The sequence below is a fragment of the Acinetobacter rudis genome, from assembly GCF_031157835.1.
Lineage (GTDB): Bacteria > Pseudomonadota > Gammaproteobacteria > Pseudomonadales > Moraxellaceae > Acinetobacter > Acinetobacter rudis_A.
Map to the genome: position 1 here is coordinate 14,439 of NZ_JAVIDR010000008.1, position 13,780 is coordinate 28,218.

General features: G+C 37.6%; 12 protein-coding genes and 1 pseudogene. 4 read left to right on the top strand and 9 right to left on the bottom strand.

What is annotated here, in order from left to right:
- Window positions 1-4: 4 nt before the first annotated feature.
- Together antC and RFH42_RS08985 are read left to right on the top strand one after the other, a co-directional pair.
- Window positions 5-1,039: an anthranilate 1,2-dioxygenase electron transfer component AntC gene (gene antC / locus RFH42_RS08980; protein WP_308975252.1), complete on the top strand. Its 1,035-nt coding sequence runs from the start codon at window positions 5-7 to the stop codon at window positions 1,037-1,039.
- A gap of 356 nt (window positions 1,040-1,395) precedes the next feature.
- Window positions 1,396-2,421 (top strand): AraC family transcriptional regulator, encoded by a 1,026-nt coding sequence (locus tag RFH42_RS08985; RefSeq protein ID WP_308975253.1) that lies wholly within the window; start codon window positions 1,396-1,398, stop codon window positions 2,419-2,421.
- Window position 2,422: 1 nt separating this feature from the next.
- Here the strand turns inward: RFH42_RS08985 and RFH42_RS08990 are convergent, their stop codons facing one another.
- From RFH42_RS08990 to RFH42_RS09005, 4 genes and pseudogenes are all read right to left on the bottom strand, one after another.
- Window positions 2,423-3,034, bottom strand: coding sequence for a hypothetical protein (locus RFH42_RS08990; RefSeq protein WP_308975254.1), 612 nt, complete (start codon window positions 3,032-3,034; stop codon window positions 2,423-2,425).
- A gap of 28 nt (window positions 3,035-3,062) precedes the next feature.
- Window positions 3,063-3,512 (bottom strand): hypothetical protein, encoded by a 450-nt coding sequence (locus tag RFH42_RS08995; RefSeq protein WP_308975255.1) that lies wholly within the window; start codon window positions 3,510-3,512, stop codon window positions 3,063-3,065.
- Between the two features lie 104 nt (window positions 3,513-3,616).
- Window positions 3,617-4,239 (bottom strand): annotated as a pseudogene (locus RFH42_RS09000) (CatB-related O-acetyltransferase).
- A gap of 206 nt (window positions 4,240-4,445) precedes the next feature.
- Window positions 4,446-5,951: an MFS transporter gene (locus RFH42_RS09005; RefSeq protein WP_308975256.1), complete on the bottom strand. Its 1,506-nt coding sequence runs from the start codon at window positions 5,949-5,951 to the stop codon at window positions 4,446-4,448.
- A 59-nt stretch (window positions 5,952-6,010) separates the two neighbouring features.
- Here RFH42_RS09005 and RFH42_RS09010 point away from each other — a divergent pair, with 59 nt between their 5' ends.
- Complete coding sequence (locus tag RFH42_RS09010; RefSeq protein ID WP_308975257.1) at window positions 6,011-6,571, top strand: TetR family transcriptional regulator; 561 nt, start codon at window positions 6,011-6,013, stop codon at window positions 6,569-6,571.
- Window positions 6,572-6,644: 73 nt separating this feature from the next.
- On the opposite strand, the gene RFH42_RS09015 is transcribed toward RFH42_RS09010, so the two are convergent.
- The 4 genes from RFH42_RS09015 to RFH42_RS09030 form a co-directional block, all read right to left on the bottom strand.
- Complete coding sequence (locus tag RFH42_RS09015; protein ID WP_308975258.1) at window positions 6,645-7,172, bottom strand: flavin reductase family protein; 528 nt, start codon at window positions 7,170-7,172, stop codon at window positions 6,645-6,647.
- Between the two features lie 14 nt (window positions 7,173-7,186).
- The gene (locus RFH42_RS09020) at window positions 7,187-8,434 is read right to left on the bottom strand and encodes a styrene monooxygenase/indole monooxygenase family protein (RefSeq protein WP_308975259.1); all 1,248 of its coding nucleotides are present in this window, start codon (window positions 8,432-8,434) and stop codon (window positions 7,187-7,189) included.
- A 103-nt stretch (window positions 8,435-8,537) separates the two neighbouring features.
- Entirely contained in the window at window positions 8,538-9,323 is a 786-nt protein-coding gene (locus RFH42_RS09025) for an SDR family oxidoreductase (protein ID WP_308975260.1), read from the bottom strand.
- A 10-nt stretch (window positions 9,324-9,333) separates the two neighbouring features.
- Entirely contained in the window at window positions 9,334-10,581 is a 1,248-nt protein-coding gene (locus RFH42_RS09030) for a dienelactone hydrolase family protein (protein WP_308975261.1), read from the bottom strand.
- Window positions 10,582-11,040: 459 nt separating this feature from the next.
- On the opposite strand from RFH42_RS09030, the gene RFH42_RS09035 reads away from it, so the two are divergent.
- Entirely contained in the window at window positions 11,041-12,375 is a 1,335-nt protein-coding gene (locus tag RFH42_RS09035) for an MFS transporter (RefSeq protein ID WP_308975262.1), read from the top strand.
- Window positions 12,376-12,487: 112 nt separating this feature from the next.
- Here RFH42_RS09035 and RFH42_RS09040 read toward each other — a convergent pair whose 3' ends face one another.
- Complete coding sequence (locus RFH42_RS09040) at window positions 12,488-13,471, bottom strand: AraC family transcriptional regulator (protein ID WP_308975263.1); 984 nt, start codon at window positions 13,469-13,471, stop codon at window positions 12,488-12,490.
- Between the last annotated feature and the right edge of the window lie 309 nt (window positions 13,472-13,780).

Below are 13,780 nucleotides of genomic sequence, written 5' to 3' on the forward strand. Positions count from 1 at the left end.
ATATATGGGACATTCAGTTGCACTAAACTTTGCAGATGGTAAAACATTCTTTATCTCTGTCAACAATAACGAGTTGCTGCTTGATGCAGCAATTCGCCAAGGAATTAACATTCCACTTGACTGTCGTGAAGGTGTATGTGGAACCTGCCAAGGTCAATGTGAAAGTGGACAATACGATCTAGATTATGTTGATGAAGATGCTTTAAGTGAACGCGATCTCGCTGAACGTAAAATGTTGGCATGTCAGACTCGTGTAAAATCAGATGCGGCTTTTTATTTCGATCATAGCTCAGAATTCTGTAATGCTGGTGATACATTAAAAATCACCAGTGTGGTCACTAAAGTAGAATTAGTTTCCGAAACAACTGCTATTTTACATGTGGATGCCAGTTCACATGCAGAACAATTACAGTATCTTCCTGGGCAATACGCGCGTCTTCAAATACCAGGAAGTAATGAATGGCGTTCATATTCCTTTGCTAGCCAACCGAATGTGAACAATCAATTGCAATTTCTGATTCGTATATTACCTGATGGCGTAATGAGCAATTACTTACGTGATCATTGTCAAGTAGGTCAAACTATTTTACTTGAAGCTCCTTTAGGTAGTTTCTATTTACGTGAAGTTGATCGTCCTTTGGTCTTTATTGCTGGCGGCACAGGACTTTCTGCCTTCCTTGGCATGCTTGACCGATTGGATGCAGCTGAACATAAACTTCCGATTCAACTTTTTTATGGTGTAAATACTGAATTGGATTTATGTGAACAACAACGCTTACAAAGCTATGCTGAACGTTTAAATTTTGACTATCAGCCTATCGTGGGTCGTCCATCAGCAGATTGGACAGGTAAAGCTGGTTTTATTCATGAGCACCTCGACCAATCTCAACTTGCTGAGAATGCGTTTGATATGTACTTGTGTGGGCCTCCTCCAATGATTGAGGCTGTAAAAAACTGGTTAGAATCACAATCACTAGATAATTATCGTTTGTATAGTGAAAAATTCCTGCAGAGTAATACGGTGCAAAGTAACAGTTAAATTTACTTTATATGTTTGAATTTGAGTACAGATATTGTTCTGCTTACTCTCACGCTTTCTAGGTCAAAGACTCCCCCCCCTAGCAACTTGTCTTTGGCCTAGTCTTTTTATATAAAATACAAAAAATATATTTAAAAATAAGTAGTACATTGAAAATATTATTAAAATTACAATTAAAATCAATATGTTATACCAATTCAATTTACTTATTTTTAAATTGACCAATTTACTCTGGTTTGATATAAATAAAGTGGTTCTAAAGGAATTAGGCCTATAAAAGAGCGTTATTTACATGTTGATTGTGTAATCACAATCATTACATAACGCTAAATCTTAAAGATTAGCAAGGGATAGCCATGAACTCAGCCAACTCCCCCAATATATGCGGCCGCCATTTTGAAAATGAATCGGTTTTTCAGTCTGATAATTTACTCTTCCAATGCCATGATCCGAATGAAACATGCCTACAGGTTGGCCATATTTTTAAACCTCACCAACTCAAAATCATTCAACAAAAGGCTGATTTTTGCGCCAGCATGCATATGATTCATACCATGGGAAGTATACAAATTTGTCGCTTAACCTACAGTGAGGATGTTTATATTGATCCAGATGATTTAGAACAATTCTATTTAATTCAAATTCCAACAAAAGGCTATGCAGAAATTCAATATGCTTCGCATAAGTTTATTTCCTATGCTCAAGTTGCATCTTTATTATCCCCAGGACATGCTTTACAGATGCGTTGGCATGCAAATACCCCACAGCTTATTGTAAAAATTGCCAAAGATGATTTGCATTTCCATTGTAGACAGCATTTACCTCACTTCCAGCAACAGAGCCTTATATTTGACCCCAAACTGGATTTCTCACGGCCTAGTGCTGCTTATTTTCTACAACTTTTAAAAACTTTGATGTTAGCATTAGCAACCGAACATCATCCATTACAACATCCATTTGCATTTAAACAATTTGAATCCAGTCTATTTAATGCCTTGATATATGGGCAATGTAATAACAGTCAGGAACTTTTACAACAAAATGAGAAGGTTATCTCACCCCATTTTATTAAACGCACAGAAGCCTATATTAGAGATCACTTACATGAAACTTTAAATGTAGAACAATTAGCTGCACAAGCAGGCATCAGTGTTCGCACGCTATTTAATGGTTTCAAAAATTATTTGGGTACAACGCCTATGGCTTATTTAAAAGAGTTGCGCTTTGAACAGGCCCATTTGGAGCTCATGAATAATGAGTACTTATCAGTAACCGATGTAGCCTTTAAATGGGGTTTTACACATCTAGGACGTTTTTCTCAGGAATATAAACGTCGTTATGGTCAACTTCCCTCCAACATTCGTAAACAACACTCAAGTTAGATTAATATTCATCTAGATTCAGCAAGCCCGGCTGATAATCAGCATCTTTACAATTGGATTCTAAATCCATATTCAAATATGTATAGCGATGTAATAGTTTTTCTAATTTTTTACCATTACTTTGCCAAATATTAAAATGCTTACCCTCACTTGAGCTGCATTCAGTGATGCGTTGTGGACTCTCCTTAGCAAATAAATTGATCCCTATAATTTGTCTTTGCTTGTAAATTAATTGCTTATGCCCTAATTCGAAACCATAACCTCGAATGAAATCGCGACTTTTTTCATCGACACGATAAAAAAACTTACCCTCTAAACCATCTGTGCCTAATGTTTCAATACAATCATTTGATTTTGCCAAAGGCAACGCTTCAACTAAACGATAATGAAAAACATTTTTTTTATTAGGATCTGCATAAACAACCGTAATTGCAGAACTGATGGATTGATCACTCAACAAACAACTTCCCTGCTGATTTGAAAGATATAGAATATTACCACGCAATTGTTTCTGTAGAGTTTTCATCTGTTGACCAGATATTGGTGCTGCAGCAAATGTCGAATTCGCTACAAATAAACCTGCGATAACTAAACTATACTTTTTAAAACTCATTTTATAATCAACCCATTAGTATGATCTATTATTCAGGTGAATTAGACTGCCAAATCTCTTTTGCTTGATTACATTTTTCCATACTAGAATAAATGAAAATTGATTGGTCTTTACTCAACAAATGTATTGCATCGAAATCTGCGCCAAAGGCTTTTTTCTCAACGGCACAACGATATTCAGCAATATTATAACTTTCAACTTTTTTACACTGAGCATCCTTTGCTGATTCATCAAAACCAACCCATTGATTGACTTTTACTTTATCACAAAGAATCTCTGGCGCTTGCGCAGATACTACGGGTACAGCAGAACTTGGTAATGGACTAGAACTTGTTGCAGCATCTTCAACAACTGTCGAAGCAACGATGGACTTGGCTGGTTCTTGATTTTTTTGTTGTTGCTCTGATTTTTCACATCCTAATAATGCGATTGATAAAATGGCCAACAAAGTCGGGCCTAAACTAATTTTAAAGGTCATCACCACGATCCCAAAATGATTAAAACAATGAATTTCGAATATAAAATATAACTAATTACGATGTAAAAACAATGGATTATTTTACACCAAAATTGTTTTCACACCTATAAATTAGCAATAGCCAATGCTAACTGCTCAACATCATCACTCTGCAGCTTATCTCGCATTTTTAAAATAATTTTTTCATCCAACTGATATATATTCAAAGCCAAAAGTTGTTCAATTTTATCCAATGGAAAACGATACTTAATAATTTTTGCAGGCACACCTGCAACAATTGCATAAGGAGGCACATCCTGCGTTACTACTGCACCTGTTGCAACAACCGCACCTTCACCCAATGCTACCCCTTGCATAATCATAGCTCGACTGCCAATCCAACAGCCATGACCAATGACAGTATCACCTGCTGCAACAAAACTCCGTGTATCAAAAGGAAATGTCGCAATCCAATCCGTACGATGTAATTGGTTTCCACCCATCATGATCACACATTCAGCACCAAAGCTAACAAAGTTGCCAATATACAATTGATCAATAGGTTTTTCAGCTGTGGAGGTTTGTCATGTAAATAACGTACAACGCATCTTTCAAAGCCAGCATCCCAGTACGCACTATAATAACTATAATGACCATGAATATGAATATTTGGGTTTTTTACTGTCTTAGCAATAAATTCAAATTCACACCAATGCTTCACTGGTGATGGTATGGTGGACTGACTCATAAAAATACAACTTAACTGGACAATACATTATAGTCAGATTTCACATCATGCTGACAACTGTATCTCATATCAGATTAAATCTGCACCCACATATGTACACCGTTAATACCTTAATTTTCAACATGAAATGAACATCCAACCATAAATACTCCACCTGTTTAGCACATTTTGGCAATGCTCACTCCATGGGATAATGCAACATAAGTTTATACGTTATGTTCTTGCTTCCAAAAAATCTGAATAAACAATGCTAGTACAAACAAAATCATGCTCGATAACAATAAAACAATACTATGAGCAGCAGTAAAAGCATCAAATGCAAGCAACTGTATAGATGCTTGAGCAGGTTCACTTATATTGGACAAAGAATGTAGTGTTTCAAGTAAAGAGCTGGTAGCCAACTCAGTATATTGAGAGTTAATCGCCGTATCTTGAGTAAAATAATATTGATATATGGCAGCCGCAATCAGGCCAAACAGTGTAACGCCCAAGCCCGTTCCTAATTCATATGACATTCCTTCAATCGCACCCGCAGCGGTTGCCTGCTCTGGTGGAGCTGAAGAAAGTATTGCAGATGTTGCTGCTAAAAAGGCAATGATAATACTGCTACCTAATAACACCATAAACAAAGAGGCTTGTATAATCTGTTCTGCAAACTGGGTCTGTGATAATCCCCACATTGCAACAGCACTGAAAATTAATCCCCAAACAGCAACTTTCTTATAACCAAAACGATTAAGCAGTGTGCTACTAAATATCCCCCCCAAGCTAATAGTGAGCATGAAAGGTAAAATATACAATCCTGCTTCCAAAGCGCTATAGCCCAATACAAACTGTAACTCTTGTGAAATTAATAATTCAAATCCAACAAGAGCAATCATGGCTATAAATGAGATCAGAAAACCAAACTTAATTCCTGCATAGCCAAATAAATCAAAGTTTATTAATTTTTCAGCTGCTTTGTTTTGTATCCGTACAAATAGATAAAGCAATACTATGCCAAATAATAAAATCGCAAGAGCTTGTAAATCAGCAGTTTTCATGGCCGATTTCACACCATAGATTAATGATAAAATCGCGACCATAAGTAATATTGCAGCTCGAATATCTATTTTCTTCTCTGGGTTCCCGATTTGTTTAGGCAATATTCGCCCACCAATCATCAACACAATCAACACTAAAGGGATATTAATTAAAAAAATACTTCCCCAAGAAAAATACTCAAGTAAGACACCACCGACTAAAGGCCCTAAAGCTGCCCCACCACCACCAGCAACCACCCAAAGGCCTAAAGCCTGATTACGTTGCTTTTCATCTTCAAACTCAGTTCTAAGTGCGGCTAAAGTCGCGGGAATAATCATGGAAGCACCCAGAGCCAAAATCACACGTGCAAGAATCAGCATCAATGCTGATATTGAAAACGCAGCTAATATTGATGCTATACCAAAAATTGCAGCGCCTATGATTAACAAACGTTTATAACCAATTCGCTCTCCTAGAGCTCCCATAGGTAATAAAAATACAGCCATCATTAAGGCATAAATATCGATCACCCAAAGCATTTGATTATTATCTAATGCAAAAACCTCACTTAATGTAGGAATCGCAATATGTAAAACCGTCGCATCAATAGCGACAGGTAAATATATTAAAATGCTAATTATAAGGATGTACCATTTACGAGACATAAAACCACGTGTAAAGTTGAACATGTGTTCATGATTTTAAATAAATATGAACATGTGTTCAATTGTTTTTTTTGAGAGACCAAATGAGTTATTTAAACAAACAACAACGGGAGCAACAGATATTAGAAGTTGCAAAAAAAATTGCCTTAAATGAAGGACTCAATACCTTAACGGTTAGAAAAATTGCAATTGCTGCTGAAATTTCTGTAGGCCAAGTGCATCATCACTTCAACTCAATCTCTGAATTAAAAGCCCAAGCCTTTTTAGATCTTGCTTATCAAAATATTGCTGAAATTCATCAAATTGAAGATAGCGATGTTATTGCCAATTTAATGCAAGTGTTTGGTTTAGAAGACAATAACATACCATATATCCGACTATGGAATAGCGCTGAAAGTATGTCTTTAAATGACCCAATAATGAAAGCTGCTTATAAAAAAGCTTTATTTCACTGGCATAGTGTCGTATGTGAATGGCTACAACGTTCACAACACAGCCTGAAGAAAACAGATATTGAAGGTATGGCTTGGCGTTTAACGGCGGTTTGTTATGGTTTTGAAAATCTTTATAATCTAGGCTTTCATGATCTAGATTTTTATAATTTACAAATTAAAACGGCAATACAAGAAATTATTGGCCATTGATAAAGTACATCTAGAAATGAAAACTCCCCTTGTGTATACACAAGAGGAGGTCGACTATTTCATTTTTATAGGGTTAAAGTGCTGGATGCGCAGATGCAACACGATATTGCCCCGCATGAAAAACCAAAGGCTCACCACAACGCTGTTGATAATGCTCAATTTGTCCAATAAAAATTAAATGATCTCCACCCTCATATTGTTGTACATTTCGGCACAACAAGGTAGCTAAGGCATCATCTAATAACGGGATTCCTTGAGGGCATTGTTGATGGGCAATGCCTGCAAATTTATCCTCAGCTCCACGGGCAAAATGACCTGAAAGCTGATGATGCTCCTGAGCTAACATATGAATTGCAAAATATTCTGCGGCACAAAAATCATTTAAACTTGGTGCTGTTTTTGCCAAACTCCATAAGATCAATGGTGGATCTAATGACAAAGATGAAAAAGAGTTTGCAGTCATACCCACCTTACGACCATCTTGACCACGTGTGGTAATCACCGTCACACCTGTTGCAAACTGACCTAATAGATTACGAATCTCACGAGGGTTTTCTACATCAACTTGACTAAGACCTAATTCACTTAAAGTATTTTGCATAGACTCGCCTCCACTCATGCGACTTGTGCCATTGCCGTATTTTCTTTGCTTGCAATAAATTTCTTCGCTTCTACAGTGTCAAACCACCAAGGTGCATACTGACGAGGATCATCAAAATTATTCGCTAAAACTGAGGCAATTGCTTGATTTTGTGCACCTGCAGCCAAGACATCGAGCATTGCTGCTTGAGGTGGTGCTAGTAAACTATTAGTCCATGCCACAACAGTTTCGGCATAGTCCCAGTATTTTTCAAAAGTTTGTTGCATCCACTGTTCATTAAAGGCTTGATTGTCATTTGCCAAAATAGCATCGAAATAAATCTTGCTACATTTTGCGGCATTATTTGATCCCTGGCCTGTAATTGGATCATTGACTACCAATGCATCGGCCATGCCAAACACTCTACGGCCAGAAGGCAAAGTTAAAATAGGCTTACGAACCGTTGGCGCAAAACGTCCAGCAAGTACACCACCTGCATCAGTTAAACTCACATCTGTACAACGCTCTGCTTCCCAAGGTAAATAAGTTTTCAAAATTTCTAAACTTTTAGCTAAATGTTGCTCTGGTGTTTTGACCTCTTGCCAACAATCCATTGGACCTTCAGGAATACCCTCAAATACCATAATGTCACAAGGGCCATTTACAGTTAATGCAGGGAAACAGAAATACTCACCTACCCCAGGAATAATATTAAAATTCACTCGTGAGTAAGGTGAAAGTGCCTTCATCCCATTAACATACGTTAGAGCCAAAGCACGCTGTGGTTTATCAAAATGACTACGCTCATCATCTCGAACAAATTGTTTGACAACCTCACCCTTTCCAGCTGCCAGTAATACTAACTCATAGTCCTCAGTCAGCTGCTCAAGCTCATCAATACCCACATCTTGCATGATTAATTGACCACCACGGCGTTGAAATTCTTCCATCCAAAATGGCATTTTGACACGCTGATCCACAGATTGAGCATAACGTTCTAAACGCGCACTCCATTGAAAAACCTTTCCACCATTTTCAATATCAACTAGGTTAAAGCCAATGCCCTCTACTGCTGGACATTGCTCCTCCCAGAAGTTTAAGCCTAAATCACGTTCTGTTTGTAATGCTGTATGGAACATACATTGGCTCGACATTACTTTGCCTTGACGTATTTCCTCTGCGGTCCGATTGGTTAAAACCGTAACATCATAGCCTGTGTCTAACAAAGCCAAAGCCAATTGTAAACCTGATTGCCCTGCACCAACGATCGCTATACGACGCATATCTTTCTCCATAAATTTTATCTTTCAATTTTTATAGTCAGCCTTTTTATTAGCTCAATTCGCCAATATAAAATTAAAGTCTGTCTATAGATCCTTTTGAGTGTTATCCAGCTAAGCGTGGAATTGCAGGCCGATTTTGCTCAGGCCCCATAACGGCGTAACCACCATCAACAGCATAGTCAGCACCTGTGACAAAACTGGCTGCAGATGACAAGAGAAATACAACAACATTGGCAACCTCTTCTGGGTTACCCAAACGTCCAAGTAAATGATAATCCGCTGCAACTTGATCGGCTTTAATCCGGTCATGCCCACTCACCTCGGCAATAACACGTGACCAAGTCCAACCTGGAGAAACAGAGTTAACTCGTATGCCATCAACAGCAAAATCCATTGCCATACTTTGTGTTAACTGATGAATTGCAGCTTTTGATACTGGATATAACCAACGTCCTGTTTGAGCGCATTGGGTTGAAATTGAAGTAAAGTTAACTACAGCCCCTTGATTTTCCTTTAAATCTTCATATAAATGGCGAGTAAGTTCCACTGTAGAAAGAACATTTATATCCAGCGCTTTTAACCAATCTTGACGTGAAGAAGCAAAACCATCATCAAGATAACTACACGCCAAATTCACAACACTGTGTACAGAACCCATGACTTGATGGATATGTTGCACAGCTTGTTTTAATGATTCATCTTGACTGAGATCGGTTTGAATAAACATCACAGCATCAGGATATTGCTCAGCAATTTTTTTACCTGCTGGATCAATATCTAAAATGACCACTTGCATTTCTTCTGCAAGCATTGCTCTTACTACAGCTTGACCAATGAGCGTTGCACCACCACTCACTACCCCAACCTTTCCTTGTAAATTAAAATCCATGGTTTACCCCTTAATCGATTGCCTTGCCTTCACTACTTGGCCAAGATGGCATTAATTGATTTGAAGCTAAACTTTCATCTAATAGTTTTCGCGCAGTTTCCACCCCTGCAACAGGTAAACCAGTTGGATCTAATAAACCAATCTGTACGAGCACTGAAGCCTGATCCCAATAAATATGTTCATGACACAACTTATTGCCACGGAACTGAATAACACCCAGCATTGGAATCTCAACATATTTACCAGTTGCTTTCACTCCAGGTAAAAGCCAGTCGATTTCTGCATCGTGAGTAAAACTCATGATAAATTCATCAACCACTTGCGTAGAACCAACCGTACGTGAGATCGAAGTAATCTTCATATCTTGTGGATTTTGATGGACAAAATGATAACGATAAAAACGTGCCAATTGGCTATAGCCCACTCCGCCCGTTAAAGTGGGAATGTGATTAACATAAGGCTCTGCAACCATTGTCGCCATTGTTGCTGGCACATCGCGCGTGTCGAACTCATGACGAATATGTTCTTCCCAAAGCGCAACCAAGTCATAATGTGGCCCAATTGTGTCATGTAACGCCGTGATGCTACGCTCATGAGCAAATTTTGCAGATGGTTTATGTAAATGCTCACTACCAGGGCGGGCAAAAGCATGATCCACACCCTCATAAATATGACACTGCACATTTGGGGTTGCTTGGGCAGCCTGTTGAATTTTGATCTGTTGTTCAGCTGGAGTGAAATGATCTAACGCTGCAAGATGAATCACTAAACGGCCTTTTACATTTGCCATTTCATCTAATTTGCTATCAATGCCCACACCATAATATGATATTGCACAAGCAACTTGAGCTAGACGGCATGCAGCCAAGTATGCAAGTTTCCCCCCTAAACAATAGCCAACCACACCAAGACCGGTACTCTGATCACACTGCTCTAAGGTCTTTAGAAAGTCTAAACTCGCTGCAACATCTTCGACCCCAAGATCTTCATCATATTGCTGATATAGAGCAATCGCTTTGCTAAAGTCTTCAGCGCTATAACCTAACTCAATATTGGGTTCAATACGCCAAAATAAATCTGGCACCAATACGGTGTAGCCCTCTTCTGCTAGGAAGTCTGCTTTACTACGCATGGCAGCATTAATACCAAAAATCTCTTGGCATAAAACAATTCCTGGTCCTTTACCTGACTCTGGCGTAGCCAAATAACCTGAAAAACTGCCTTGTGTTGTATTAATTTGAATCATTTGACCCGTCATTGGTTTCACTCCTGATCTCCGTATGAAGTTATATTTACCTTGAAACCAATTTGTGACTGTCCAAATGCTGCATGTTTTATCCAACCAATGCCAAAACTTAAAATACATTAATCACATCATGCCAATGTTTTAACTTCTTTATTTTTTTAATCGTTCAGTAAAATTTAAGGATGCATAGCAACCTAGCTATCCTTTTGACTTTTATATAATTCAGTGCTAACTCACTATACAAATTATCCAGCCATTTTTTGGAAAATATGGATTAAATCTAGGACTGATAGGATAGTGTAAAACATCAAAAACAGATTAAATCCTAGTAAATTGGTGGGACTTTAATACTACCATTGGGGGAATCTACCTACAGCATAGAACATAATCTGCTGCATATAGGTCAGGATGACATATATTTCCAGTGCATATTTGATCTAAGACGTCGGTCAAATTAGGAAAGGAATCAAAATGAAAAGTATAGATATTAATGATGTGATTAACAGGGATAAACTCTCTCCACTACAGTGGATCGTGTTTATTTTAGGTTTTCTAGTATTTTTTAGTGATGGCTTAGATACAGGTATTATTGGCTTTGTTGCACCTGCTTTAATTGATGACTGGGGAATCTCAAAAAAAGAATTGGCACCTGTACTTAGTGCTGCGCTTGTGGGCATGTCCATAGGTGCATTACTTTCAGGTCCTCTTGCGGATAAATTTGGTCGTAAAGGTGTTATTGTACTAACAACCTTGGTCTTCTCAAGTTTTACCATCCTTTGTGGTTTTTCAAACTCAACTCAAGAACTAATGATTTATCGCTTTATTACTGGTTTAGGTTTGGGTGCAGCAATGCCCAATATCAGTACCATTGTTTCTGAATATATGCCAGCTAAACGTAAAGCCTTTTTAACTGGACTTGCAGGCTGCGGTTTTATGCTAGGAATCTCAAGTGGTGGTTTATTGTCAGCTTACCTACTTGAATCAATGGGCTGGGCAAAAGTAATTATTATTGGAGGTATTCTACCTTTAGTTTTGGTGTTATTAACCCAATTGCCAGAATCTGCACAATACTTGATTAAACGCCAACAGCAAATTAAAGCGCAGAAAATTTTAGAAAAATTACAAGGCAAACCTTTCGAGCAGAATGTAAACTTAGTTTTGGCACAGCAAGAACTGCATGCTAATCAAAACCCAGTAAAGCTAGTTGTAGGCAAATATCTTTCTGGTTCAGCCATGCTTTGGTTATGTTGCTTTATGAGTTTATTGGTCTTTTATTTATTGACCAGTTGGATGCCAACCATTTTAAAAACTGCTGGTTTTAGCACACAACAATTTAGCTTACTCTCTGCGATTTTCCCATTCGGTGGTGTTATTGGTGCAATTGTGATGGGATGGTACATGGACAAATTTCATCCGACCACTGTTATTAAATACGCCTACTTATTTGCCTTCATATTGTTCATTGTAGCAGGAGTTGTTTATAGCAATATCACCTTACTCAGCATTACCATTTTCTTTATTGGTGCCTTATTGGTTGGTGCTCAGTCATCTTTACTGCCTCTCGCTGCTTTATATTACCCTGCCGCTTGTCGAGCTGTTGGAGTATCTTGGATGCATGGTATTGGACGGATTGGAGCAATTTTAGGTGCATTCTTCGGATCACTCATCTTTAGCTTTAATTTAGGTCTAGATGCGATTTTCTATGTTCTTGCCATTCCAACGATTATTTCGTTTATTGCTCTTAGTATTAAAGTCATTTTAGAAAGAAAACAAGTAAATCGCTCTACAGAAATGCTCAGTGAATAATTCATTCCAGCTATTTAAATGAGCTAAAAATCATAAGGGATTCCAAATGGAATCCCTTATGATTTTAATAAGTTAAAGTTTTAAAAAATAAAAAATTAACTAAGAAAATACATTAAATACGGCTTTTAGTATCACTTGGACTTTCACCAAATTCGGCACGGTATTCCTGAGAAAACCGGCTTAAATGATTAAACCCCCATTCATAAGCCAACTGGGAAATAGATAAATTACGTTGACCCGATTGAGCTGTTAGCGCTTTAAATATCTGTTGTAAACGATAGCGTTTTAAATAGCTCATTGGGCTAGTTGAAAAATAATACTGAAACTCTTGATAAAGCTTGGACTTCGAAACCCCTGCAATACGTTGTAAATCTTCCGCACTAATTTGTTCACGCGCATGTCGAATTAAGTATTGTTGCACATGACGAATATATGTGGGTACTTGCTGTTCTGTTGCCATTTTTAAAGCAGCGGAATAATTATTTTCTTGTGATAGTAATAAAGCCTTAATTAAGAAGTTTTCATAATCCCCAGACAACATACCTAAACCATAAAACCCCATATATTGAGATTTTTGTGCCAAGAATCCTTGAATATTTTTCCACCATGCATCAATCAACTGTGTTGAATGAACACGCATTTCAGGATTAAAAACAATCTGATCTTGTATTGGTTGTTCTAATAAATCTGAAAGTACTTTATTCAGACTTGATTCTGGAATCACCACATGGATTTTTTTACAGTCTTTATTAATAATTAAGTTTTGTTGCTCCCGATTCGAAACAATCAAACCTTGGTCTTGATTAGAGCGATATTGTACGCCATGCATGTTTAAAGTTTGCTGTCCCAGAAGCGGCAAACTAATGCTGTAGGCTTTCAATTCGGCAATGTTAATTGCAACATTTGCACCATAACTAACCATGCCAATCGTCATTTTATTATGTGGCAAACGCATACCGTCATAGTGAAAATCAAGTGTTCCACTATAGCTTTTATCTAAGTAATGTTGACCACAAATATCGGACATGACATTTTCTGCAAAGTCGGCATCACGAGACGTATGATTAACATCTATATTTTGGCTGAGTGAGGTCATATCCGTATCACCTGGCTAAAGATGTAATTTCTCTATAGAAAGGATCTATTCATCCTACTCTACGCTGATGTAAGGCTTTATCATTCCTAGATTAAAACAGCATCAGTTAAATACTGATCGCCTAGCCTGTATTAAAAAGCAAAGTCTTTTAAATATAAACTATCTATTTAGCATATAAATATACCTTTTTGGTAGGAATTCCTAAAAATAATAATTTTGCAGAGTCCCCCCTGTCAGAAGTGACAGCTTATTCATTGCAGCAAAACCACTAACATCCCAAACAATCATCTGATGAAACACAACTAATTC